The organism is Enterococcus sp. AZ079 (assembly GCF_050547255.1).
Taxonomy (GTDB): domain Bacteria; phylum Bacillota; class Bacilli; order Lactobacillales; family Enterococcaceae; genus Enterococcus_D; species Enterococcus_D casseliflavus.
Window position 1 is genome coordinate 1,431,176 of the sequence record NZ_CP172955.1, and the last position, 24,103, is coordinate 1,455,278.

A 24,103-nucleotide genomic window follows, 5' to 3' on the forward strand; every position below is an offset into this window, starting at 1 on the left:
AAAGTCAAAAATTGTTGTAGAGCGTAAAACCATTTATTCAAATTATTTGCAATCCAAGGAAGAAGAAAGTGGAAAAGGCGCAGCAGCCATTTTCTATACACATCTGTTTGAAAGGATGCTTAGAAAATAACGGATAGTGAAGAAAGAAAGCAGCTTCGCTTAAACGAGAAACAGGATCTGTAATGACAAAATTAAAAGTGGTTTTAAACAAAGCGGCAAAAACGAAACATAAGACATTTTTTGGATTTCTTGCGATAATAAAAGAGAAGAGGAGGCGATAGAATGAAGGTCGTATTGATTCGACATGGTGAAAGTGAAGCAAATTTTGAAAATTACTGGACAGGGTGGCTAGATGTTTCTCTGACCGAAAAAGGCCGACAACAAGCTTGGGCTGCGGGGGAACAGATCAAAGCATTGGGGATTTCCTTTGATTTTGCCTTTGCATCTGTGCTGCAGCGAACGATCATCACTTGCGATGCCGTTCTGGAAGCCAGCGATCAGCTTTGGGTCCCTGTGAAAAAAACATGGCGCCTAAATGAACGTCATTATGGCCAATTAGTAGGGGTCAATAAAGATGAGATGGTGGCAAAGTATGGAAAAGAACAGGTGCAAAAATGGCGACGTGGATATGATGAACCGCCTTTATATGTGGAGGAAAATGATTTAGACCGCCGCTATGATTCTTTAGACCCCCGCTTGATACCTAAGGGCGAAAATCTGGGGATGGTGGTGGCGCGAGTAGTCCCATTTTGGCAAGACCAGGTGGTTCCGTTACTTAAAGATCATAAGAATATTCTCATTACTGGTCATGGGAACAGCTTGCGGGCGTTAGTCAAATATTTGGAAGACGTGCCAAAAGATGCCATGGATACGATCGATGTTCCTAACGCACAGCCGATCATTTATGAGTTTGATAGCCAAGCAAACTTGATTGAACGGGCGTAATAACGAACATTTAAAGAATAAACCGCATTTTCGTTTGATGTTACATCGAAAATGTGGTTTTGTTGTGCTATAATAAGAAAAATTTTATGAAAGGCGGGAGGATATGAAAGCCGTATTAACCGTTATTGGAAAAGACAAGGTTGGGATCATTGCTGGTGTTAGCCAGAAATTAGCAGAATTAGAAATCAATATTTTAGATGTGTCCCAAACGATCATGGAAGATTACTTCACGATGATGATGCTTTTAAACATGGATGCCAATCAGGATTTTGATGGTGTTCGTGAGGAGCTTCACCAAATTGGTCGTACATTAGGTGTAAAAATCAGCATTCAAAATCAAGAGATTTTTGATACCATGCACAAATTATAGGAGGCACTATGGAGACAAATCAAATACTTGAAACCATTCGCATGGTGGAAGAAGAAAACTTAGATATTCGTACCATCACAATGGGGATCTCATTATTGGATTGTATTGACGCCGACATTGATCGTACTTGTGAGAAAATTTTTCAAAAAATTACAACAAAAGCGAAAGATCTTGTCAAAGTCGGCGAAGAGATCGAAAGTGAATATGGCATTCCGATTATTAACAAGCGGATTTCGGTTACCCCTGTAGCGATCGTAGTGGCAGCTTGCCAGCCGACACCCGCAGACTGTATCAAAGTTGCGAAGACCTTGGATCGAGCGGCGCAAGAAGTTGGAGTCAATTTCATCGGCGGCTATAGCGCACTAGTAGAAAAAGGCTATCAAGGCGGCGACCTTGCATTGATCGAATCGATTCCAGAAGCCTTGGCTCAAACCAATTTTGTCTGTTCGTCGGTCAATATTGGATCAACGAAAGCTGGGATCAACATGGATGCAGTACGTCTGATGGGAGAAACAGTCAAGAAAACGGCTGAGGCATCAGATATGGGCTGTGCGAAGCTCGTCGTCTTTGCCAATGCAGTGGAAGACAATCCCTTTATGGCAGGGGCTTTTCATGGGGTCGGTGAAGCTGATGTGGAAATCAACGTTGGTGTCAGCGGACCTGGTGTCGTCAAACGTGCCTTGGAAAAAGTCAAAGGCGAGTCCTTTGATGTTGTGGCGGAAACAGTCAAAAAAACAGCTTTCAAGATCACGCGGATGGGGCAATTGGTCGGGCGCGTGGCTTCAGAGCGCTTGGGCGTTCCATTCGGGATCGTCGATCTTTCGCTGGCGCCAACTCCTGCAGTCGGCGATAGTGTGGCATTGATTTTAGAAGAAATGGGTCTAGAATCTGTCGGTACCCACGGAACGACAGCGGCTTTGGCCTTGTTAAATGATGCAGTAAAAAAAGGCGGCGTAATGGCATGTAACCATGTTGGAGGTCTGTCGGGTGCCTTTATCCCCGTTTCTGAAGATGCAGGGATGATCAAAGCAGTAGAAGCTGGTTTATTGAATTTAGAAAAACTTGAAGCCATGACGGCGATCTGTTCTGTCGGTTTGGATATGATTGCGATTCCAGGAGATACTTCTGCTGAGACGATCGCCGCAATGATTGCGGATGAAGCAGCGATCGGTGTCATCAACCACAAGACGACAGCTGTCCGAATCATTCCAGCGAAAGACAAAAAAATCGGCGACCGCATTGAATTTGGTGGATTATTAGGAACGGCGCCAGTGATGAAAACCAATCCTGCGCAGTCTACTGATTTCATTTTACGTGGGGGACGTATTCCTGCTCCGATCCATTCATTCAAAAATTAATTTGTACTCCTTTACTAGGAAAATATGATAAAATGACCTTTAAAAGACCGACCAAAATGCTGTCTTTTAAAGGTTTTTTAGTCATCTAACTATTTTTTTCATGCTTAAGGCGGATGTTTTATCATTTGAAATCGAATACAATGAAAGATAACACGATGAAAAGGGGTGGTAAAATGAAGAAAATCTTCCAACTTGGGATGTTGGTTTTTGTTGGTTTGATGGGATTTTTTGTCCTTCAACCATCAATTGCCTTTGGACAGACATTTGTTCGTGATGATGCCGGGGTCCTTTCACAAGAGACGATCAAACAGATCGATGCTTTGAATAAAGAGGGCTTCCAATCATTGACTGGAGCGCCAGAATATGCTGTGATCACGATCCCTTCTTTAGATGGGCAATCGATTGAAGAGCGTAATTTGGAACTGTTCAATGAGTATGGTTTAGGAAATCCAGAGGACAATAATGGACTATTGTTTCTCTTTGCCATTGACGATCGTGAATTTCGTCTAGGTTATGGCGATGGACTATCCTATGTCTTCAGTGAGCTATCGGAAGATGATTTAGTGGATGAAGATGCCAAAGACGCATTACGAGATGAAGATTATGATACAGCGATATTGGCAGCTTCTAATGAAGTCTATCAGCGAATGAAAGAAGCGGATGAAACGATTGGTTTAGGGACGATCTATCAAGATGGCAAGCAAATGTTAGCAGAAAAACAGGCACAAGAAGCAGAAGCCACTAAGCAGATGTGGTTCACTATTGGTAAAATCGTCAGTGGAGTCGTAGCGGCAGCAGCTGCAGGCCTTGTCGGGTTCATCAGTTTTCGCCATCTTAAAACCAAACGGCGTTTTGAAGAGCACCTGCCATTGCCGAAACATCTGTTAGAAGATAGTCACTTCCAACAGAAAGATTTCTTGAAATGGGCTAGCAATAGAAAGAACTATCAGCGTTACCATCAGTATCAGACAGCAAAAGATTGTCAACAAGCATTTACGCAGTATGTGACGAGTACTTACGTGCCAGCGAAATTGAGCTCGATCACCGGATTGTCGACTGCGGATAAACGAGTTTTCCAACATGCCTTGACGAATCCAGCAATTGGATCTTATTTTTCAAACTTGCTGATGAAGAAACAAACCACGGTCAAACATTTCGGTCAGGTGATCCTTACACAACATGACACCTTAAAAACCTATGAAGCCCAATTAGGCAGGGAAGTGACTGAACGGATGGCAGACTACGATTTGACTGATGCGGTGTTACCCGAAAATCTGCCTTTAGCAGATGCTTATCGAGCAGAAATAGCCAAGCAAGCCAAAGAAGAGATCAGAAGACGCAATGAGCAAGGGCGATACTTAGCTCAACTTGTGACGGAAAAAGCGACCTATCCTGAGATGGTACAAGCCATTCCAAAAGAAGTTTCTGATGTTCTAGCGGAAGTGAAAACAGATGCCTTGTTCCAAGTTGACTTGAAACAGGTTTATCAAAATCACCCAGATTTAGCGAACAAATTATCCTCATTTGATGCTTCTGATCGAGCAGCCGTTTTGAATAATGCTCGCCAAGAGTATGACCCCCATGGTATGAATATGGCGTTGTTCTTTGTGATGATGAATAATCATGTGACCCATCAAGAACAAGTCATTGCCGATACGCAAAGTTCTTCGAATGATTTTGGCGGCTTTAGCGGAGGAAGCAGCAGCGGTGGCGGTGTTTCTGGTAGCTGGTAATTTTTCGTAGTGAGGAACGTTCATTGTTCTGCAATGCATTCGCTTGCATGTTGGTTTGTGCAAGCGGAAGGATTGTATGGTCAATGGCGTTTTTTCTTGTAGAGGAAATCCCTTGATAAATAAGACAAACCAAACAAAGTGTGGTAAACTTTTTAGAGTTACTGAAAATGAATGGAACTTTCATTCATTTGAAAAAGGGAGAAAACGAGGGATATCATGTACCAATCTTACATATGGGATTTTGACGGAACACTTTACGACAGCTACCCAATCATGTTAAAAGCTTTTATCAAGACATTGAAGGAGTATGGCTTTGATCCAGATCCAGCGGAGATTTATTATATACTGAAAGATTCATCTTCCAAAAAAGTTGCTGAAAAATACAACTTAGATTTTCAAGAGTTCACTAAAGCATTCAAAGCAAATGAAGCGCTGGATGATCGTTTGCCGCTTTCCTTTGCAGGAACCAAAGAAACATTAGAAGCCGTGGTTGCTGCTGGTGGCAAGAACTACATTTTGACCCACCGCGATGTCGTCTCAACGAAAGAGTTGTTAGAAAAAGAACAGATGGCAGACCTGATCGTTGAGATCGTTGGCCCAGAAAACAACTTCCCCCGCAAACCGGATCCAACTTCCCTGATTTATCTTGTTGAAAAGTATCAACTAGACAAAGATCAGACTGTCATGATCGGTGATCGCACGATGGATGTTTTTGCAGGACAAGGAGCAGGTGTCAAGACGATATTTTATGATATAGAAGGTCTCTTAAAAGATGTATCTGCCGACCATACCGTCCAATCAATGGCTGAAATACAAGAAATCATTAAGTCTTGAGAAATCAAGGCTTTTTTTGTGGTGAAAATGTTCTTTCCTGTCCATTGATAACGATCATGAAATTACTTGTCACAAAAGGTATGAGAACGTCGACTTTTTTTAAAATCGCTGGGTGAAATACCATAATAGGCTTTAAAGACTTGAAAGAATTGACTGCGATCAGAGTAACCTAACAAGATAGCAATTTGATCGATCGAATGATCGGTATGCAACAAGTATTCCTTAGCTTTTTCCATTTTTTGCATCTTGACATAATCAGAAAATTTCATGGATGTATTCTTTTTGAAAAAAGTGGATAGATAAGTGGGATTGTAATGAAAATGACGTGCCAATTTTTTTAGTGTGATCGAATTTAAGTGCAGTTCAATATAATCAATGATTCCTTGAATATCCACCGATTCTTTTTTGAAAAGATTGCAGGAGGTAATCATCTCGTAGGACTGGCTGATGTCTTCAATCATGATTGCCAAAAACAAAGTAATGATTCGAGGGTTTTTGTCTTTTTTTTGCCACTCGTAGTAAAAATTGTTGAAAGAGTTTAACGGTGAGGTGTCTCGGCTTTTAAAATATATGTAAGGTGTTTTCATTGGTGTCTCGTAAACGAATGGAAAGAAAAAAGGACTTACTTGTTCGTTATTTTTTAAGGCTGGAAAAAGATCTTTTTTAATAAATTTAGGTGGTGCTTGAATAATCATGATCACATCATTGTCTGACTGATCGATATGAAAAGGAACGGAAGGCGAGATCATTACGAAGTCATACCGATTGATTTTAATACAAGTATTTTCAATAAATAACGAACCCTGACCACTTCTTACATAAATAAAAATGGCCTCCTCGTAGTATTTTCTTTGAATCACTGTAGGGGAACCCTTCAATTTAGTCATTTTAAAGGACTGTTCGCCTTTAAGGGTTTGTGGCTGATTTTTTTTCTCCTCGTTCATTATATGCACCCCTTTGCTAATCTCTCCCACTCAGTACAGGTGAAATTATAGCAAATTTTAGAAAGGATAATTTTTGTTGAAATCGCTTTGACAATATTGGAACATATGATGCCAAGAAAGTGTCATTTATGCTGATTTTTCGAAAAAAAACACTCACTGAACCAAAGAATTCCCCTCGTTTCCTCACCATATACGGGCTATACTTTTCGTTATAGAAAACGATTTCAAAGGAGGTCATGAAAGAAGATGTCAGAAACGGTTTTAGAGCTTAAAGGTATCACTAAGACATTCCCTGGGGTCAAGGCACTTGATAATGTCCATTTCAAATTAGGCAAAGGCGAGATTCATGCACTGATGGGAGAAAATGGTGCAGGAAAATCAACCTTTATCAAAGTAATTACTGGCGTCCACCAGCCGGATGAAGGTGATATCTATCTTAAAGGCAAGAAAGTATGTTTTAAAAATACCACCGAGTCAAGAGAAGCGGGAATTGCTGCCATTTACCAACACATCGTCGCATATCCTGATTTGACTGCTGCAGAAAATATTTTCTTGGGGCATGAGGTGACGAACGGTTTACTAAAAACACTTAACTGGAAGGCAATGAATGAGCAGGCGGACCGTCTTCTCAAAAGACTGAAAGCTAATTTTTCTGCAAAAGATCGGATGGGAGAGCTCTCAATCGCCCAGCAGCAGATCGTTGAAATAGCAAAAGCGCTCTCGCAGAAGGCCAATATCATTATCATGGATGAGCCTACTGCAGCTTTGACTGCTTCTGAAAGTGAAGAGCTTTATCAATTGGCGGAACGCTTGCGAGATGAAGGTAAGTCGATCATTTTTATCTCTCATCGTTTTGAAGACATGTATCGCCTTGCTTCAAAAGTCACCGTTTTTCGGGATTCACAATATATTGGATGTTGGGATGTGAACGGAATCGCCAACCATGATTTAATCGTGGCGATGGTTGGCAGAGAAATCAACCAACTCTTTCCAAAACAAACGCTGACTCCCAAAGAAGAAGTACTTCGTGTGGAGCAACTGTCGAAGATAGGCTATTACAAAAATATTAATCTCAGTGTTCGAGCAGGAGAAATCGTAGCTCTGACCGGTTTAGTAGGAGCTGGAAGAACTGAAGTAGTGGAATCGATTGTTGGAATCAGCCAAGCGGATCAGGGAACGATTTATCTGGATGGGGAAAAATTCGTTCCGAAAAACCCAAACCATGCGCTCTCTCATGGAATCGGTCTGCTACCGGAAGACCGTCAAAAAGAAGGGCTGATTTTAGATTTTTCGATCGGTGATAATATTACTCTTTCCAACATGCGAAAAATTAGCAATTCAATTTGGCTAGCGCCCAAAAAAGAAAATCAGTTGGCTCAGGAGTTATCGAATAAGCTGGGAATTAAGTGTCGAAGTATCTCAGATAAAGCTTCCACGTTGTCAGGAGGGAATCAGCAGAAAATCGTTGTTGCAAAAATGCTTACCTCTTCTTTGAAGCTGATCATTCTCGATGAACCGACGAAAGGAGTAGATGTCGGAGCTAAAGCGGCTATCTATGAAATTGTCAGCGATCTTGCTTCTAAAGGTTATGCAGTTCTAATGATCTCTTCGGAGATGCCTGAAGTTTTGGGCATGGCTGATCGTATCTATGTCATGAAGGAAGGGAAAATCACTGGCGAGATGTCAGTGGAAGAAGCCACACAGGAACGTATTCTGGCCCTTGCGATGATCGCCCAGGATGTTGAGAAGGTATCCAGCAACTCTGAAAAAGTAAAGGAGGTTTTGTAATGGAACTTAATGAGTTGCAAAAGCAAAACGGATTTGGTATCAAGCGATTAAAAGATAAACTTCCTAATTCACGGGAACTTGGATTGATCTTATTTATTTTAGTAGCATCAGTATTTATCCAAACTCAAAACAGCAGTTTTCTGACAATGGTCAATTTGACCGATATGTTGACCAACACTTCTATTTTAGCTATTTTGGCTGTGGGAATGATGATGGTTTTGATCACAGGCGGAATCGATCTTTCTGTGGGGGCAGTTGTTGCTTTATCTGGGATGTCCTCAGCGGTTTTTATCCGAGATTTTCCGAACATCCCGGTTATAGTTGCCGTGCTCGTGGGGCTTTTCGTGGGGCTTTTCTCAGGACTGGTCTTAGGCCTTTTGATTGCCAAAGGAAGGATCCTGCCGATTATTACCTCACTGGGGATGATGAATGTCTATCGCGGTTTAACCTACATCGTTGGTGATAATCAATGGGTCAGTGCTTTTCAAATGACTGATGCTTTTAAAGAGATCGCAACAGGTTCATTTTTAGGTATAAATCATTTGATTTGGGCAGCTTTCATCGTTCTGGCAGTCTTCTATTATATTTTGAATTTTACTAGAAGTGGTCGTCGCATGTATGCTGTGGGATCCAATGAAGAGGCTACGGCGATCACAGGGATCAGTAAAGAAAGAACGTTGATTCTTGTATACATGCTCAATGGTTTGCTTGCTGGCTTAGCGGGTGTTTTATGGGTCAGTAAGTTTGCTTCTGCACAAGGAGATACTGCTTCTGGGTATGAATTAAACGTGATTGCAGCTTGCGTATTAGGGGGTGTTAGTGTTAATGGAGGCGTAGGGAAAATTTCTGGCTTGATTACGGGGGCATTACTTTTCGGTATCTTGAATAATGCTTTGCCGTTGTTAAATGCGTCAACCTTTTGGGAGGATGCGATTCAAGGGGTGGTCATCGTTGCTGCTATTGTAATGAATGTATTAATGAAACGTCGGTCGGATGCTGCCGCACTGAAAAGGAGAGAATTGTAATGGCTAAAAGAAAAGAGACCGTTCCAGATTATGAAAAATCCCCATGGATGAGATTTCTTTTTTCTTGGGAATTTATTCTGCTTTTGATACTGGTGGGAATCCAGATAATGAACAGTATGATTTCACCAAATTATTTAAACGCAGGTTCCATAAGTACAGCGATGATGAATTTCCTTGATAAATCTTTTATGATTTTTCCTATGACGATGATTTTACTTCTGGGGGAGATCGATATCTCTATCGGTTCAACCGTTGCTTTATCAGCGGTCGGCATGGGACTCGTTTATCAGCAGACCGGATCTATGGTAATAGCCATCGTTGCCTGTCTTATACTGGCATCTGTCTGTGGTTTGCTTAACGGGATCCTCGTCAATTTATTTCCTGAGTTGCCAACGATGATCATCACTTTGGCAACGCTAACGATTTACCGAGGGCTTGCTTATATATTATTGGAGAATCAGTCGATCTCAGGCTTTCCGGATTGGTTCCAACAATTGGGATGGGGAAAATTAGGGGAGATACCGCTGATTGCTCTTGCCTTTGGTTTTACAGCAATTGTTTTTTGTTTGATTATGACGAAGACAGCTTTTGGAAGAGAACTATATGCGATGGGAAGCAACAAAAAAGCAAGTTTGTTTTCAGGAATCAAAACGAAAAAGAATTTTTTAATCGTCTATACACTAATGGGGGCTATGGCTGGAATCACCGCTTTGTTTTTGTCTTCAAGAATGTCTAGCGTTCGGGCAGATATTGCCTCTGGTTACGAGTTGGAAGTGATTTCCATGTGTGTCCTTGGCGGAATCAGTACTAGTGGAGGCAAAGGAAAAGTTTTTGGTCCGATTTTAGGAACCTTTATCATTGGTTTCTTAAGGTATGGTTTGGGAATCATCAATCTGCGAGCGCAGACGATTACGATGATTTTAGGTGTATTGCTGATTATCAGCGTTTTAATTACTAGATTTGATCTATCAAAAATCTCAACTAAATGGATGAAAAGAGGGACAATCAATGAAACTAAGTAAATGGATCGGTTTATCAATCGCCACAGCTGTCATGTTTTTAGCTGCTTGCGGCGATGGGCAGGAAAGTGCTGGAAATGTAGAGAATTCATCAGGAACTTACGCAATCGTGGCTAAAAGTGCTGGCAACCCGTTTAATGAGAAACAGATTGAGGGCTTCAAGAAGGCGATTGAAGAGCAAGGGTATCAAGTCATTGAAAAAACACCAGATCAGCCCACGGCAGAGCAGCAGATCAATATAATTCAAGAGTTGATCACACAAGGCGTGGATGGAATCGCCATCGCAGCAAACGATGAGAACGCATTGCAGCCTGCATTAAAGCAAGCAATGGATCAAGGCATTGCTGTCACGAGCTTTGACTCTGCAGTCAACCAAGAATCAAGACAGGCTCATGTAAATCAAGCCGACCCGAAAGCGATTGCTGTTGCAATGATGGATGCTGTCTTAGATCTGGCAGGAGGAGAGGGACAATTTGCAATTCTTTCCGCCACCAGTACTGCCACGAATCAAAATACTTGGATTGCTGGGATGGAAGAACTGATGGCAGAAGATGAAAAATATGCCGGACTTGAGCTTGTAAAAATTGCTTATGGAGATGACCTGAGAGATAAATCTACTTCTGAAACAGAGGCATTATTGCAATCTTTTCCTGATTTAAGGGTGATCATGTCACCTTCTACCGTCGGTATCGCAGCTGCCGCTAAAGTTGTTCAAGACAAAGGCGTTTCGGACAATATTAAAGTCACAGGACTGGGGCTTCCTTCTGAAATGGCAGCATACATTGACAATGATGTCTGCCCATATATGTATCTTTGGAATCCTATCGATATTGGCTATATGACCGGTTATTTGTTGACCGCATTGGCACAAGAAGACATTAGCGGTTCCGTAGGGGAAACATTTGAAGCAGGAGATTTAGGAACGAAAGAAATCACCGAAGCACCTGATGGCGGCACAGAGTCCTTCCTAGGAGAGCCGTTCCGATTTGATAGCAGCAACATCGACGAATGGAAAGAAGTCTATTAAAAAAAATGGCAAAAAGAGTGCTTGAGGGAAACAAGCACCTTTTTGCATCTTAATCTGATTTACGGTAGTTTAATGGAGTCATACCAGTTCTTTTTTTGAAGAGACGACTGAAGTAAGATGAGTTTTTGATGCCGATTACCTCACTGATTTCTTTCATACTGAGTGAGGTAAATCGCAGCAGTTCTTTTGCATAAGATATTTTAGCTAAGAGATGGTATTCGATTGGCGGTACTCCTTGAAATTTCGTAAATTCTTTGCTGAGATGGAATTTATCACGATTGAAAGCTGTGGCTAGTTCGTCAAGGGTAACGGTTCTAGTGAGATTTGCTTCTAAATATGCACGAATCTCTTTTATATGGTAGGGAATGTCATCCTCAAAATCATTGGAATAATACTTGTTGAGGATAACCTCATTTAAGAGTTCGTGGATCAACAAAGATACTTTGAATTCGCTCTTACCACTTTTTTGTAAGAGCTGGTTTTGTATTTTTTGGATGATGGCTGGAATTTTTGAATTTGCAGACTGACATTTATTTGATCCTGATCGAAGAAAATAGTTGTAAAAAGTTTCTGTACCAAGACCATAAAAGTGAATCCAATCCATCTCCCATGGCTCATTACTGGAGGTGAAATAATGCTGGTATCTTTTGCAATCGATCAAAAAGAAACTATTTTTTTCAAGAGTATAGGTACTTCCTTCATAAAAAAGCGTTCCTTGCCCACTATGGGTAAATTTCAATAGGTAGGAAGGGTAATTTTCTCTTTCAGTAAAATAAGGTTTAGACGCCTTGAAATGACCAGTTTCTTGAACGTAGAAAAGCAGTTCTTTACACATCTGGCTAGGTGTTTCTATTAAATAAAGCGAATCTGGTGACCAATTTCGGTGATCATTTTGCCAGTAGGACATAAGTTTCCTCCTAATTTTTTCTATTTTAAGAGTAAACGGATAATGTAAGGGTTGTCAAGAGACTAAAATCCCCCCAAAAGAAGTATGGTCGAAAAGAATATGAGAATCATATATTATAAAATTGACAGGTAATAGTGAAGGAGTGAAGATGTGATGATCAAAAAAGCGATCCGAATGAAATTGCTTGATGGGTATCAAGAACTTTATAAAAAACGTCATGACGAGTTATGGCCTGAAATGGTAGATATGCTTTCCCAGCATGGTGTTCAAAGCTATGAAATCTACTTAGATCCTAAGACAAATGATTTGTTTGGTATTTTAGAAATAACTGATGAGAAGCTTTGGGCACAAGCATCAAGGACGAAGGTCAATCAAAAATGGTGGGCATTTATGGAGGATATCATGGAAACAAATCCTGATTCTTCTCCCGTTTCTGTGTCATTGTTGAATGTCTTTCGTCTGGAAGAACATAGAAAAAATAAGTAATCAAAAAATCTGTTTAAAAAATTCCAAGAGTTCTGGGAAGCGTTGGATGTCTTTTAATTCTTAACTCTGACCTCTTATTCATGGTTAGGTCCTTGAAACTCAGTGAAAATCAGCGAATCATAAAAACCTCTTACAGGAAATGAGTTGTAAGAGGTTTTTAGATGTGCCTGAAAATATAAGAGCTGCATTTATTAAAGAACTGCATGATCTTCTAGTCTCGGCACAACAAACCAAAAACAAGTCACGCCATTTTTCGACTCAGCGCCATATTCGAAGGCATGAGAAGTCAAAATGGTTTTTACGATCGCTAAGCCGATGCCGGTTCCTTCTTTATGTCCTGCTTGATGTTGGACGCGTTGGTATCTTTCCCAAATAAGTTCGAGTTGTTCTGGAGGGATATCTTTTCCAGGATTGATGACAGCAACTTTTGTTCCTGCAGATGTATTCGTTAATTTGATTAAGAGTCGTTCATTTTTAGGTGTATGGTTGATGCCATTGTTTATTAAATTACGCAAAACCTGTTCCATTTTGATGCGATCAAAAACAGCATTTCCATCCGTACGATCTGCTTCAAAATCGACAGTGATGTCATATTGATTGGCGATCCCTCTTGCGTAAGCAACGACGGAGGAAACCACCTCGTATGTATTCCAGATTTCATTTTTAAGTTGTGTGTAGCCAGCTTGCATGATAGAGAAATCCATGATGTCATCGACCATAGCACTCATGCGGTGGGCTTCGCTGATAATTAGGTCCATATGTTCTTTTCGAAGGCGTTCGTCGTTTCCAGATACATCACGTACCATCTCCCCATAGCCAGTGATCAACGCGAGGGGGGAGCGTAGTTCATGAGAAACATTGGCAATGACTTCTTTTCGCAAGACGTCTACTCGCTGAAGTTCTGTGCTTAAGTCCGCAACCGATTCAGAAAGTGTACCTAATTCATCACTACGCTTAAGTTTGGGTACGGAATAAAGCTCGCCGTTGGTTAAGCGGATGATGGCTTCTTTGATGGTTTTGATCGGGCGAATAAAATGCTGTGCTAAAAAAAAGGAGATCGTTGACGCAAAAATAGTTAATATGATGGTGAATAGAAAGAGTTGCTGTCGATTCAAGCTTTGAAGCGCTTCGATTTGAGTGATCGTATTGGAGAGCAAAAGGGCAGCTGGGCGTTGGAAAAGAGTGGTAGGAACGCCAATAAGAATGGCAGAAGACTTTTCAAAGTCTTCTACAGCACTCAGGCTCTCACCATCAAGGACAGTTGGTGCGTGAGATAACAACCAGTTGTATTCGTTGCTCAACCCATCTATGTTTAATTGCTGTCCATTGTTAAATGCCGCCAGAATTTCGCCATCCGCGTCGACTAAGAAAAGAGTCCCAACGATCGTTTTACTGAGGAAAAGTAATGGCTCTTCTGTTAAGTCATCTGGATCTACTGCCATTTCTTCAATAGCGGCAGCTGTTTCCTGAACTGTTTCTAAAAGTGATTCTTTCGTTACATTGATATAATTTGGTTCAAATAGCAAAATTTGAACAGTCCACAAAAAAGCGATGCCAATGATGACCAGCAGCATATTGGCGGACCAAAGCCGCACGAGTAATTTACTTTTGATGTAAGTAAAACCTAACCGACTAGTCTTCATAATCAAATTTATACCCATCTCCCCAAACCGTTTGGATCAACTCTCGGTAATCCCCTAGACGCTCTCGCAAGGACTTGATGTGTGTATCCACTGTTCTGGTATCTCCGAAATAATCAAAGCCCCAGACACCTTCTAAAATTGATTCTCGGCTCAAAGCGATATGATTATTTTTCGTCAAATAGACCAGCAGATCGAATTCTTTTGGTGTAAGCGGCAGAGGTTTCCCTTTGATCGTTACAGTATGAGAAAAAACATTGACTTCGAGATCACCAAAAACGATCTTTTCGAACTGAAACTGACTGCTTCGTTTCAACACAGCTTTGATGCGAGCCATCAGCTCTTTAGGGCTAAATGGCTTGGCAATATAATCATCGGCACCGAGATTGAAGCCAAAGAGTTTGTCATACTCTTCCTTTCGAGCGGTAATCATAATGACTGGCGTGTTACAGCTGCCTCTGATTTCCGAAAGCGTCTGAAAGCCATCTTTTCCCGGCATCATGACATCTAGGAGGATCAAATCGAATGAATGATTGGTTAATTTTTCCAAAGTTTCTTTTCCATCCGCTGCCTCAAAACATAGATACCCTTCGATCTCCGCATAAGTTTTCACTAAGGCACGCATATGAGTATCATCATCAACGATCAATATTTTTTGCAAATTTATTCACATCCTTAAAAATAATTTATATTTTTTAAAGTATATCACAGCATAATCGCTGATTTAATAGGAAAATGACTCTTTGAAAAATAATTGTTCTTTCCCTCACAAGATCATCACAAATACCCAATACTATAGAGGTATATTCAATCGAAAGGAGCGCTTTGGCAATGTATGACTATCATATGGTCAGAAAGAAAAAAGCAAAGAAAAATCGTAAGCTAGTCGGTCATTGGTTATACATAATCAGTCTTGCGCTTTTTATGGGGTTTTCTGCACGTTTGATTTACATTGTTCAAGTCGGCGTGATTGCTGGCGTCTCTTTGTCTGAAAGAATAGAAAATTTGTATTATAGTTCAAGATCGATCGAAACAAGTCGAGGGGCGATTTTTGATCGGCAGGGGACAGTGATCGCACAAGATATTCTTTCCTATACTGTTCGAGCGGTTCTTTCTGAAGATTACATTGATAATGGACGACCCATGTATCTAGACAGAGCGCGCTTTGAAGAGACCGCAGCGATTCTTTCGGAGTATTTACCTATTTCTAACGAGCAAGTTTTGTCAATCTTGTCAGATGGTGCGAATCAAACAGATCCGCCTGTCTTTCAAGTGGAATTTGGCAATGTTGGCAGTGGTCTAAGTGTGACTACTCGAAATCAAATCGAAGCGGCGTTTGATGCAGCTGGAATCAATGGTATCTATTTCGATGCTCGTTCAAGTCGCAGTTATCCGAATGGTATCTTTTCTTCACATTTGATAGGGACAACGTCAGATGATGAAGAGATCCGAGTCGGAGTTTCTGGATTAGAATATGTACTCAACGACTTTTTGAAGAATCAAAATGGGCGAGAGTCCTTTCAAGTCAATGCTTCAGGGAATCCTGTTCCCGCAACCAATCAAACCGTAGAAGAAGGAGTAGATGGGAATGATGTTTGGACGACATTAGATGCTCATCTGCAGTTATTCACTGAATCAGTGATGGATGAAGTTATGGAACAAACACGACCAGAAAATCTAACGGCTTTATTGATGGATGCGAAAACTGGGGAGATTTTAACGATGGCTCAAAGACCTAGTTTTCATCCAGAGACCCAAGAAGGAATTGCGGATGAACACTTTATTTGGCGTAATCTTTTTACGGAAGAGATGTATGAGCCTGGTTCGACCTTGAAGCTGGCAACCGTTGCGGCAGCTATTGATGAAGGTGTTTTTGATCCGACGGAACGCTACAATCCTGTGAGTATGCAGATTGAAGATCGAGTCATTAATGACCACGACTCAGGAGCAAATGGTGAGTTGACGATGCGGCAAGCGTTAGCTTGGTCAAGCAACACTGGGATGGTTCGACTTCAGCAACGGATCGGTTTTGATAATTGGACACAGTATTTAACTGATTTTGGACTAGGGAAAGTTACAGGAAGTGAGCTTCCTGGGGAAGTGCCTGGGATCTTACCTTCAAGAAATCGGGTGGATTATGCCATGAGTTCCTATGGCCATGCGATCGGCGTCAATCAGATGCAGATGATGCAGCTATTTAGTGCATTTGCCAATGGTGGCGAGATGATACGTCCGCAGTTGATTCGGCGAGTAGGGGAAGAGACCCAAGTTTTTCCAGAAGTCGTTTCCCAGCCTATTTCACAAGCAGCAGCTGATGCTGTATTGGAATACATGACCGATGTAGTGACGGATGAACGTTATGGCACCGCTTATGATGTATACCAACTGACGAACCATGAGATTTCTGTCAAAACTGGGACTGCTCAGATCGCCAATGAGAATGGTCAAGGCTACATGACGGGAGAGTTTGATTATATTTATTCGGCGGTCTCCATCTACCCAACGGATGATCCACAGTTTATTCTTTACCTCACTATCAAGCGACCAGAAGAATACGATCGACATACATTAGCTAAAATCGCCAATCCCTTGATGGAGCGTTCGATGGCGCTGCAAAGTTTTCGTGAGTAAAAAAAGTTTCTTAACAGGAGCTTAAAAAGACCTAGATCATCTAAGAAATTTCATGATGCAGCTGGTCAACTTCCCACAGGAATGATAGTCTTTAGAAAAGACAGGAAGGGTGCATCAGCGATCCAATCTAGGGATGAATGAATGGATAAACGATCGCGCTAAAGCTAACACATAAAGATTCATTGACGGAGGTGTCATATGAAAAAAATAAAATTCTTGATCAAAAGCATTTTTCTCATCGGGCTTCTTTATTTTGCAAGCCAGATGATCACATGGCAAGACGGGCGCTTGGCATTTCGTGATGCCCGACTCAACGAGATCACTCAATCTCTCTCGTCCCAATTTTCTCTTTCACAAGACACTTCAGCAAGGCCAGCGGCAGAAACGCCTGCCCAGACATATTTATATAATGAATCACGACAAGTGATCGAAGAAACCTTTGGGGAAGCGATCAATGAATCAGCGAATCGGTATGGACTGAACTGGACTTCCTATCACGATGATTTTCGTAACTTCATGATGGTGATGTACGATGAACATGATATTGCGCAAGGGATCTATACGAATCAAGATACGATTCTTATCGATGACACGCTAGGTATCGGATCTTCAAAAGCAAGCGTTCGTAATCAGATGGGGACGCGTCAAGAAAGTCTACAACGAGGATCACGACGGTATCGCATCGATTCGGATGCCGACTATGATCTGTTCTTGCAAGACGATCAATTGATTACTTTTTTCTATGATGTTCATGCCGAAGATACAGTGACTGCGATCCAAATCATCAATCGCTCCCTAGAAACACGCCATGCGAATGATTTTCGCCAAAATCAAGCCGCCATTTTAAGCGGTTTACGAACACAGTTATTTGAATTAACGAATGCCACCCGAGTGAAATTTGGTTTGTCACCCCTTGGTTTCAGCGAAGCAACCAGTGAGACTGCCGTGAAGCATAGCCAAGATATGGCAGAACATCGATACTTTGACCATATCGGATTAGATGGATCAACTCCATTTGATCGGATGCAAGAAGACGGGATCAGCTTCACTTCTGCAGGGGAAAATTTGGCATTTGGCCAAGCCAGCAGTATTTACGCCCATCAAGGTTTAATGAATTCAGAGGGACATCGGGCAACGATTCTAAATGATGAGTATCAATTTCTCGGGATCGGTATTGCGATCGATACCAGCGAACAGCCATATTATACAACGTTGTATCACCGAGGATCGGCGTCGTAAATTCCTGAATTGCTTGAAACTGATTAGTTAAAAAACACTGCTCATTTGAGATTGCTGCGTTAGCAGCATCAAGTGAGCAGTGTTTTTTTGTCGATAAAATGGTGTGCAGCAGTATTGTTTAGTTTTGACGGTAGGCATGAGGAGAGCACTGATACTTCTTTTGAAACAGCTTATAGAAGAATGAGACATTTTTATAGCCGACTTGGTGTGCGATTTGTTCCACAGGTAGGGAAGAGTTTCTCAACAATAAACTGGCTTGATTGAGTTTTAATTCTTGAAGGATCGTCACAAAGGATCCACCAAGCTGCTGACTGATACGGCGACTCAAATAGCTCGGGTTGTATCCAAATGCCTCCGCAACCGAAGCTAGTGTGCAAGTAGCGAAATGTTTCTCCAGATAGTCCAACACTTCTCCGAGGTACAGTTGGTCACTTTTTTGCGACTCGATCCGTTGTTTTTCTTGGAAATTACGAACGAGTTCGGAAAAAATAATGATCATATAGGAATGGATGACCTCATGAGAACCAAAGGAGGGGTTGAAGAACTGGGCCAAGACCCCGAAAATCGCATCAATCAAATAGTCGTTGTTACTCGTTTCAAACACTAGATATTGATTGTGCTTTTGGCTTTCAGATAACGCATTGATGGCAAAATCGGCGATCATGCTATTGGAGGCCAACCGACTGAGCATCTGCGTGGAAAAGTACTCTTTGCTGATCAAAAAGTTAATAACAATGTCGTCTTGATTTGTTTCGATAATTTGGTGGATCACCCCAGTATCTAGTAAGCAAAAGTCACCTGCCTTTAGGATCACTTTTTTCTCATTGATCATGATCGTGACTGTTCCAGAAAAAACATAATTCATTTCGATAAAATCATGCTGATGTAGTGGTGTAGAAGAAAAGCGTGCATGTTTTAAAATCAAGAGCTGGCTTGTCTTAAGAAATCCGCTATCCTGCGGTCGTTTCCGTATGAGACGAGAAAGGTGTTTTTCGAAGGTATATTGGTAAATTGGCTCATTTTTCTCAGTGTAGACTTTCTTGAAATCCTCATAATTGTATGGAAGGGTTTGCGTCTTTTTAAGGGCTATTTCTTCAGTAGTCGTCAATTGTTGTAACTGCTGCAGAATGTTTTGTTTATCCATCGCTTTCTCCTTAGGTAAAAAATAGTCAATGAAATAGTAGAGTATCGTCATTGAAGACAGGTAGAGATAGTATATAATACTTGTATGGTAGCGTTATCAATTATCATAATCCGGATGATAATAATAGTCAATAGTACCAGCAAATTCGAAAGAAATGGGGAATCACCATGAACCACGACAAACCATCATTAGGGGATAAGATCCAAAGTACCCTTGGTCCATTTGCAAGTAAAGTCAATGGGAATATTTATATTACTTCAGTTAGGGATGCAATGTTAGCTTACATGCCATTCACCTTTATTGCGTCGATTTTTTTAATTATTGCTTTTTTTCCGATCCAACAAGTGACCGATTTTATTACTATGGTGTTGCGAACAGAAGATGCTAGTGTCTGGCAAGAGAAATTGCTCTATGTCAACAATGCCACACTCGCAATCGGTGGTTTGCTAGTTGTTATTTCCCTCGCAAAATCACTGGCAGAAAAACTTGAAACAAATGTTTTGCAATGTGTCTTAACTGCTTTTGTTTCCTTTTTACTATTAACACCGTTGGATGCAATGGAAGCAGGGACTTTTTTAGATATCACCCGCGTTAGCGCGCAATCGATGTTTTTAGCGATTATTGTCGGTATTTTTAGTACAGTTCTTTATAAAAAAATTGAGGGCAAAGGAATCAAAATCAAAATGCCAGCAGCGGTACCACCAGCTGTTTCTGGTCCATTCGAATCGGTGATTCCATCTTTTCTTGTGATCATGACGATTTGGGTCATCCGAATCATCATCGAAGCCTTATTTAACAGTGATGCCATGACGTTGATCAATGGGACCCTTGGGATTCCATTAACTATGTTAGGTGGCTCCCTAGTTGGAATGGTCGTTGTGAAAATTTTCGAGCAATTCTTGTGGTTTTTTGGCCTTCATGGAACTTCGATCATTCAAGCAGTGATGGACCCAATCCATCAAGTCCTTGAAGATCAAAATCGTGTGGCATCAGTGGCGGGAGAGATTCCAACGAATATTATCAGTATGAGCTTTCGGAATCATTTTGCCTCGATTGGGGTCGTCGGTGCGATCATTGCTATTTTGATCGTAGCAAAAAGCAAATAGTACAAAGAGGTTGGAAAAATTGCTAGTGTTCCTTATATTTTCAATATCGGTGAACCAGCGTTGTTCGGGATACCGTTAATGTTGAATTTCAGTTTTCTCATTCCCTTTGTTTTTGCGAATGCCGTCACAACGATCGTCGCTTACTTTGCCTTTTATTTCGGGTTAGTCCCGATCCCAACAGGGCTTGCACAAATTCCTTGGACGACTCCGCCGATCATTAGCGGCTATTTTGTCACTGGTAGTATCATGGGCGCATTGCTACAAATCGTCTTGATCGTGATCGCAACGCTGATTTGGTTGCCATTTATCAAAGTTGCTGATAAGCAGATCTGTATTGAAGAAGCACAATAACCCACGAAAGGAGCAGCTTATGAAAGAAACGATAACCATCAACGGGAAGACAAAGCCATTAACAGTGGATTTAAATGATCCGATCCTTATTGAATGGTCAATGACCAATCACCAAGGCTATCGATTGCAACTCTTCAATGAACAGCAGCAAGCAGTGTATGACGTTTCCAACATAGCCGCTTCTGAGAATAAAATGGCGGTCCATTTACCACAGCATCCACAGCGAAAAAAATATCAAGTCAAATTGACAGCAGGAGCAGGCAACGATGTCACCATTTACAGCAGTGTGTTTTTCACGATAGAAAAGCGTGAGCAACCTAAAGAAACCATGGGCAAGTGGATCACTCGCTTAGATGATCCAATTAAAAAAGAACGGTTTTATTTTTCAGAAGAGAAAAATAGCTGCTTGTCCCGCTCCTTCACACTGGAAAAGTGTCCTTCCTATGCAGTGATCGATTGCTGCGGGCTTGGTTTTTATCGCTTGTCTGTTAATGGAAAAACGGTATCAGATGTTTATTTAAACAGTGATGTAACGAACTATGATCGAGTCGTCTACTATGATACTTATGAGTTAACTGATTTTTTACAGGAGGGAGACAATCGGATCGAAGTTGAACTTGCGAATGGCTGGTACAACCCTGCTCCGATTGAGATTTTAGGTCGGTATAACATCCGCAAACAACTAGCGATCGGTAAACCCTGTTTCTGGGGGGAGCTTCAGTTAAATGACGGAGGAAAGAATCGCTACATTTACTCAGACAATCAGTGGCAAAGTAGTTTTGGGCCTTATTTGCAAAACAATCTTTATATAGGAGAAATCGTTACCGATGTACCTGATCCTCGTCCAGAAGGAAAAACGGTACAAATTGCTGGTCCCGCGGGACGTTTTAAGCCAAGCTTTATTCCTAAAATCAAGCGCACACAATCGATCGTTCCCCAAAAAATGACCGAAACTGCAGCGGGACTGCTTATTGACTTCGGTCAAATCATCAGCGGTCAATTTGCTTGTACACTTGAGAAAGATTTCATTGGTCAGATCAGAATCAGCTATGCAGAAACATTAGATGAGCAAGGCAACCCAGATTATACGTCTACGATCAGTGGAACTTATGGCATATACGATCCCTTTGAAGGGAAGCAGCCAGATGATCCCATCGTTCAACGAGACATCATTGAGAAAACGGCAGCGAGGACGTTCGTTTTTGAAAACCGCTACACGTATCATTCCTTTCGCTATGCGTTGATCGAGACGAAACCTGCTAACAACCTTCAAGCGAATGTAGGCGCAATCAAAGCCTATCGCCTGCATACGGATGTGAAATCGTTGGTAACCCTTGAAACCTCCGATCCCTTCTTAAATGAGTTATGGGCGGTTGGCCAAGCCACGCGGTTGAACAACATCCACTCGTATTTTGAGGACTGCACCCGTGAGCGGTTCGGATATGGCGGAGACATCGTCGCTTTATTGCCAACACAGATGGCAGATCTGGCGATTGAGCCGTTGTTGGAAAAAGTGTTGTGGGATTTTGCCAACGACCAACGACCGGATGGTGCAATGACTGCAACTGCGCCATTTGTAGGAATCATGACAAATGGTCCATCAAATGGTGGTGGTGCGTTAGGGTGGCAATTGGTAGTTCCAGAGCTTGCTTTGGCATTGGTTAAGACCTATGGGAAACAAGCAGCGGTTGCCAAGCTGCGTCCACAGTTGGAACGGCATCTCAACTATTTACTCGCTTTTGATTTTGATTATATCGCCCAGTGCTGCCTCGGTGATTGGGGAGCAATTGATGAAACTCAGCAAAACGGGGTCATTACTTCGCCAGATCAGTCCTTTTGCTCTGCCTGCATGTATCTGCATTTACTACAGCGTTACCAAGAATTGATCGACTTGAGGATCATTGGTAACGAGGACTATTGTCAGCGAGTGACAGCAGCGATCCAGTACACGACACAGCAAATCAAACAGCAGTTTTCTAAAGGAAATGAGCAATACGGTGCGGGCACCTTGTCTAGCATGATCTTTGCAATGAAAACAGGACTCAGTGAAAAAAAACAAATCTTGCCAAAATTAGTACAACGGATCAAGCAGCAAGAGGGGATTTTCTCTTTCGGCATCTTCGGGATGGCATGGAGTTATCAGTTGCTGGCTGAAGCTGGCTATAATGATATTATTTTTAATTGGTTAACGAGGAAATCTGCACCTAGTTATGCAGCAATGCTGGCAAGCGGAAACGGCACTTTGATGGAACATTTTCCAACGCCGCAACATTCAGCCACTTACGAGGGTTCGTTGAATCATGCCATGTTTGCTTCTTATGGGTATTGGTTTGTCCGTCATTTATTAGGCATTCAGATGACAAGCGCTGGGATACTGATACAACCAGCCTTCGATGTACCTGTAGCCCATGTCAAAGGCTCCTTACAAAGTACGTTTGGATTAGTAACTTTAAGCTGGGAAAAGACTGATCGTACCGTTCGCTTAACGGTGGAGTTGCCACGAACATGTGGCTATGAAATCAGTCAGATGAAAGGTTTTAGAATAGTCAGTGAGAAAATAGAGGATGAGGGGGGGCATCAGCGGATCTGCTGTTTGTTTGAAAAAGAATAGACAACTAAAAGCAACCAGACAATCTTTATGAAAGTTTGTCTGGTTGCTTTATACACTTTTTTTAATCAAAAGTGACGTTGATTGTGACGATCTCACTGGTTGTACCTAGTCTTAGAAGCGGTCCCTAGGTACCAACACCAGAAGAGACGATGATTTGTTCACCGGATGCTGCTTGTAAGTGACCATAATCGATCTCGTAAAAAGCCTTGGTCACTAAATTAAAAGGGAATAGCTGTCCATGATGTGTATGTCTAGATAAGATGAGATCCACATCTTGATAGTCAGACAGAGGCGAAGGTTGATGATCCGTGAGGATCCCAGGATAGGAAGTCATCTCTGGTGCGACTAAAGCTGACAAGTCTGCTCTTAGCATCGTTCCTTGATAACCAATAGGTGAAAGATCTTTGCGACCAATAAGATAGAAGGCTTCGTCGAGCAAAATTGCTTCATCAGAGAGTATTTCGATTCCTGCTTCCTGGATAAACGATAGCATTTGCAAGAAAGTGGCTCCAGCATCATGATTCCCCAAAATCAAGCAATTGCCATAAGTTGATCATAATTGTTGAAGTGATTCGATGAGTTGATTTGGGTTTGAAATTGCCTGAAGATTGCCATCGGAAAAGTCACCAACAACTAATACGATATCGGGATGAAGCTGGTTGATTCGAGCAACTCTTTCTTGACCATTCACATATCCTAAGTGTAAATCGCTAAACATCACGATCTTTAGTGATTCTAAAGGACTTTTTTGTCAATCTTTACTTTATACGTCGTATGGACAATACGATTTGTCGACGCAATCCCATAAATCAAGCAGCTTATGATTAAAACGATCGACCCTATACCAATCAGCAGCTTTCCTTTTTCAGAAATGTTGATCGTTCCTATATTCCCAGATATCCGAATGAGACTGTCAATGACGAAAAAAATTAGTGATGAGTCACA

22 protein-coding genes are annotated in these 24,103 nt (G+C 41.5%); 15 read left to right on the forward strand and 7 right to left on the reverse strand.

The window, feature by feature from the left end; genetic code table 11:
* The first annotated feature begins 282 nt into the window (after positions 1–282).
* From IGJ15_RS06910 to IGJ15_RS06930, 5 genes are all read left to right on the forward strand, one after another.
* Entirely contained in the window at positions 283–945 is a 663-nt protein-coding gene (locus IGJ15_RS06910) for a 2,3-bisphosphoglycerate-dependent phosphoglycerate mutase (protein ID WP_123833724.1), read from the forward strand.
* Between the two features lie 103 nt (positions 946–1,048).
* Positions 1,049–1,315 carry an ACT domain-containing protein gene (locus tag IGJ15_RS06915; RefSeq protein WP_005230142.1) on the forward strand — a complete coding sequence of 89 codons (267 nt, stop codon included), beginning with the start codon at positions 1,049–1,051 and terminating at the stop codon, positions 1,313–1,315.
* An 8-nt stretch (positions 1,316–1,323) separates the two neighbouring features.
* The gene (locus IGJ15_RS06920; RefSeq protein WP_005230144.1) at positions 1,324–2,673 is read left to right on the forward strand and encodes a PFL family protein; all 1,350 of its coding nucleotides are present in this window, start codon (positions 1,324–1,326) and stop codon (positions 2,671–2,673) included.
* Positions 2,674–2,813: 140 nt separating this feature from the next.
* On the forward strand, positions 2,814–4,406 hold the full coding sequence (locus tag IGJ15_RS06925; protein WP_333719321.1) for a TPM domain-containing protein: 1,593 nt from the start codon (positions 2,814–2,816) through the stop codon (positions 4,404–4,406).
* A gap of 216 nt (positions 4,407–4,622) precedes the next feature.
* A complete protein-coding gene (locus IGJ15_RS06930) occupies positions 4,623–5,240 on the forward strand; it encodes an HAD-IA family hydrolase (protein ID WP_005230151.1) in 618 nt (205 codons plus the stop codon).
* Between the two features lie 62 nt (positions 5,241–5,302).
* On the opposite strand, the gene IGJ15_RS06935 is transcribed toward IGJ15_RS06930, so the two are convergent.
* Complete coding sequence (locus IGJ15_RS06935; RefSeq protein ID WP_142973289.1) at positions 5,303–6,184, reverse strand: helix-turn-helix domain-containing protein; 882 nt, start codon at positions 6,182–6,184, stop codon at positions 5,303–5,305.
* 246 nt (positions 6,185–6,430) lie between these two features.
* On the opposite strand from IGJ15_RS06935, the gene IGJ15_RS06940 reads away from it, so the two are divergent.
* The 4 genes from IGJ15_RS06940 to IGJ15_RS06955 are packed head-to-tail and all read left to right on the forward strand — an operon-like array spanning position 6,431 to position 11,043.
* Positions 6,431–7,972, forward strand: coding sequence for a sugar ABC transporter ATP-binding protein (locus tag IGJ15_RS06940; protein WP_142973290.1), 1,542 nt, complete (start codon positions 6,431–6,433; stop codon positions 7,970–7,972).
* On the forward strand, positions 7,972–8,997 hold the full coding sequence (locus IGJ15_RS06945; protein ID WP_430599395.1) for an ABC transporter permease: 1,026 nt from the start codon (positions 7,972–7,974) through the stop codon (positions 8,995–8,997). Before IGJ15_RS06940 ends, IGJ15_RS06945 begins: the two co-directional genes overlap by 1 nt.
* Positions 8,997–10,019 carry an ABC transporter permease gene (locus tag IGJ15_RS06950; RefSeq protein ID WP_333719223.1) on the forward strand — a complete coding sequence of 341 codons (1,023 nt, stop codon included), beginning with the start codon at positions 8,997–8,999 and terminating at the stop codon, positions 10,017–10,019. Before IGJ15_RS06945 ends, IGJ15_RS06950 begins: the two co-directional genes overlap by 1 nt.
* Complete coding sequence (locus IGJ15_RS06955) at positions 10,006–11,043, forward strand: rhamnose ABC transporter substrate-binding protein (protein WP_333719222.1); 1,038 nt, start codon at positions 10,006–10,008, stop codon at positions 11,041–11,043. The genes IGJ15_RS06950 and IGJ15_RS06955 overlap by 14 nt, the downstream gene beginning before the upstream one ends.
* 49 nt (positions 11,044–11,092) lie before the next feature.
* Here IGJ15_RS06955 and IGJ15_RS06960 read toward each other — a convergent pair whose 3' ends face one another.
* On the reverse strand, positions 11,093–11,950 hold the full coding sequence (locus IGJ15_RS06960; RefSeq protein ID WP_333719221.1) for an AraC family transcriptional regulator: 858 nt from the start codon (positions 11,948–11,950) through the stop codon (positions 11,093–11,095).
* Positions 11,951–12,103: 153 nt separating this feature from the next.
* Here IGJ15_RS06960 and rhaM point away from each other — a divergent pair, with 153 nt between their 5' ends.
* Positions 12,104–12,436 carry an L-rhamnose mutarotase gene (gene rhaM, locus IGJ15_RS06965; RefSeq protein ID WP_074535264.1) on the forward strand — a complete coding sequence of 111 codons (333 nt, stop codon included), beginning with the start codon at positions 12,104–12,106 and terminating at the stop codon, positions 12,434–12,436.
* A gap of 191 nt (positions 12,437–12,627) precedes the next feature.
* Here the strand turns inward: rhaM and IGJ15_RS06970 are convergent, their stop codons facing one another.
* The gene (locus tag IGJ15_RS06970; protein ID WP_430599458.1) at positions 12,628–14,079 is read right to left on the reverse strand and encodes an ATP-binding protein; all 1,452 of its coding nucleotides are present in this window, start codon (positions 14,077–14,079) and stop codon (positions 12,628–12,630) included.
* Positions 14,069–14,737, reverse strand: coding sequence for a response regulator transcription factor (locus IGJ15_RS06975; protein WP_430599396.1), 669 nt, complete (start codon positions 14,735–14,737; stop codon positions 14,069–14,071). The genes IGJ15_RS06970 and IGJ15_RS06975 overlap by 11 nt, the downstream gene beginning before the upstream one ends.
* Before the next feature lie 170 nt (positions 14,738–14,907).
* Between IGJ15_RS06975 and IGJ15_RS06980 the strand changes: the two genes are divergently transcribed.
* On the forward strand, positions 14,908–16,707 hold the full coding sequence (locus IGJ15_RS06980; RefSeq protein ID WP_333719220.1) for a penicillin-binding transpeptidase domain-containing protein: 1,800 nt from the start codon (positions 14,908–14,910) through the stop codon (positions 16,705–16,707).
* A gap of 198 nt (positions 16,708–16,905) precedes the next feature.
* Positions 16,906–17,946, forward strand: a complete 1,041-nt coding sequence (locus IGJ15_RS06985) for a CAP domain-containing protein (protein WP_311957269.1) — start codon at positions 16,906–16,908, stop codon at positions 17,944–17,946.
* Between the two features lie 118 nt (positions 17,947–18,064).
* On the opposite strand, the gene IGJ15_RS06990 is transcribed toward IGJ15_RS06985, so the two are convergent.
* Complete coding sequence (locus tag IGJ15_RS06990; protein WP_185933025.1) at positions 18,065–19,090, reverse strand: AraC family transcriptional regulator; 1,026 nt, start codon at positions 19,088–19,090, stop codon at positions 18,065–18,067.
* 167 nt (positions 19,091–19,257) lie between these two features.
* Here IGJ15_RS06990 and IGJ15_RS06995 point away from each other — a divergent pair, with 167 nt between their 5' ends.
* The 3 genes from IGJ15_RS06995 to IGJ15_RS07005 all read left to right on the forward strand — a co-directional run bounded on the left by IGJ15_RS06995 (position 19,258) and on the right by IGJ15_RS07005 (position 23,158).
* Positions 19,258–20,196, forward strand: a complete 939-nt coding sequence (locus IGJ15_RS06995; RefSeq protein ID WP_430599398.1) for a PTS transporter subunit EIIC — start codon at positions 19,258–19,260, stop codon at positions 20,194–20,196.
* Positions 20,197–20,274: 78 nt separating this feature from the next.
* Positions 20,275–20,547 carry a hypothetical protein gene (locus IGJ15_RS07000; RefSeq protein ID WP_430599400.1) on the forward strand — a complete coding sequence of 91 codons (273 nt, stop codon included), beginning with the start codon at positions 20,275–20,277 and terminating at the stop codon, positions 20,545–20,547.
* A 19-nt stretch (positions 20,548–20,566) separates the two neighbouring features.
* Positions 20,567–23,158: a family 78 glycoside hydrolase catalytic domain gene (locus tag IGJ15_RS07005; RefSeq protein WP_430599401.1), complete on the forward strand. Its 2,592-nt coding sequence runs from the start codon at positions 20,567–20,569 to the stop codon at positions 23,156–23,158.
* Positions 23,159–23,282: 124 nt separating this feature from the next.
* Here the strand turns inward: IGJ15_RS07005 and IGJ15_RS07010 are convergent, their stop codons facing one another.
* Together IGJ15_RS07010 and IGJ15_RS07015 are read right to left on the reverse strand one after the other, a co-directional pair.
* A complete protein-coding gene (locus IGJ15_RS07010) occupies positions 23,283–23,657 on the reverse strand; it encodes a hypothetical protein (RefSeq protein ID WP_050790971.1) in 375 nt (124 codons plus the stop codon).
* A 54-nt stretch (positions 23,658–23,711) separates the two neighbouring features.
* The gene (locus tag IGJ15_RS07015; RefSeq protein WP_005236285.1) at positions 23,712–23,876 is read right to left on the reverse strand and encodes a hypothetical protein; all 165 of its coding nucleotides are present in this window, start codon (positions 23,874–23,876) and stop codon (positions 23,712–23,714) included.
* Between the last annotated feature and the right edge of the window lie 227 nt (positions 23,877–24,103).

Bases quoted from the DNA above. Each gene is read 5' to 3' on its own strand.
- IGJ15_RS06935 (WP_142973289.1), bottom strand. From the start codon at position 6,184: ATGAACGAGGAGAAAAAAAATCAGCCACAAACCCTTAAAGGCGAACAG.
- IGJ15_RS06910 (WP_123833724.1), top strand. From the start codon at position 283: ATGAAGGTCGTATTGATTCGACATGGTGAAAGTGAAGCAAATTTTGAA.
- IGJ15_RS07000 (WP_430599400.1), top strand. From the start codon at position 20,275: ATGTTGAATTTCAGTTTTCTCATTCCCTTTGTTTTTGCGAATGCCGTC.
- IGJ15_RS06990 (WP_185933025.1), bottom strand. From the start codon at position 19,090: ATGGATAAACAAAACATTCTGCAGCAGTTACAACAATTGACGACTACT.
- IGJ15_RS06985 (WP_311957269.1), top strand. From the start codon at position 16,906: ATGAAAAAAATAAAATTCTTGATCAAAAGCATTTTTCTCATCGGGCTT.
- IGJ15_RS06980 (WP_333719220.1), top strand. From the start codon at position 14,908: ATGTATGACTATCATATGGTCAGAAAGAAAAAAGCAAAGAAAAATCGT.
- IGJ15_RS06930 (WP_005230151.1), top strand. From the start codon at position 4,623: ATGTACCAATCTTACATATGGGATTTTGACGGAACACTTTACGACAGC.
- IGJ15_RS06945 (WP_430599395.1), top strand. From the start codon at position 7,972: ATGGAACTTAATGAGTTGCAAAAGCAAAACGGATTTGGTATCAAGCGA.
- IGJ15_RS06940 (WP_142973290.1), top strand. From the start codon at position 6,431: ATGTCAGAAACGGTTTTAGAGCTTAAAGGTATCACTAAGACATTCCCT.
- IGJ15_RS06995 (WP_430599398.1), top strand. From the start codon at position 19,258: ATGAACCACGACAAACCATCATTAGGGGATAAGATCCAAAGTACCCTT.
- IGJ15_RS06955 (WP_333719222.1), top strand. From the start codon at position 10,006: ATGAAACTAAGTAAATGGATCGGTTTATCAATCGCCACAGCTGTCATG.
- IGJ15_RS07005 (WP_430599401.1), top strand. From the start codon at position 20,567: ATGAAAGAAACGATAACCATCAACGGGAAGACAAAGCCATTAACAGTG.
- IGJ15_RS06915 (WP_005230142.1), top strand. From the start codon at position 1,049: ATGAAAGCCGTATTAACCGTTATTGGAAAAGACAAGGTTGGGATCATT.
- rhaM (WP_074535264.1), top strand. From the start codon at position 12,104: ATGATCAAAAAAGCGATCCGAATGAAATTGCTTGATGGGTATCAAGAA.
- IGJ15_RS06920 (WP_005230144.1), top strand. From the start codon at position 1,324: ATGGAGACAAATCAAATACTTGAAACCATTCGCATGGTGGAAGAAGAA.
- IGJ15_RS06925 (WP_333719321.1), top strand. From the start codon at position 2,814: ATGAAAGATAACACGATGAAAAGGGGTGGTAAAATGAAGAAAATCTTC.
- IGJ15_RS06960 (WP_333719221.1), bottom strand. From the start codon at position 11,950: ATGTCCTACTGGCAAAATGATCACCGAAATTGGTCACCAGATTCGCTT.
- IGJ15_RS07015 (WP_005236285.1), bottom strand. From the start codon at position 23,876: ATGTTTAGCGATTTACACTTAGGATATGTGAATGGTCAAGAAAGAGTT.
- IGJ15_RS06970 (WP_430599458.1), bottom strand. From the start codon at position 14,079: ATGAAGACTAGTCGGTTAGGTTTTACTTACATCAAAAGTAAATTACTC.
- IGJ15_RS06950 (WP_333719223.1), top strand. From the start codon at position 8,997: ATGGCTAAAAGAAAAGAGACCGTTCCAGATTATGAAAAATCCCCATGG.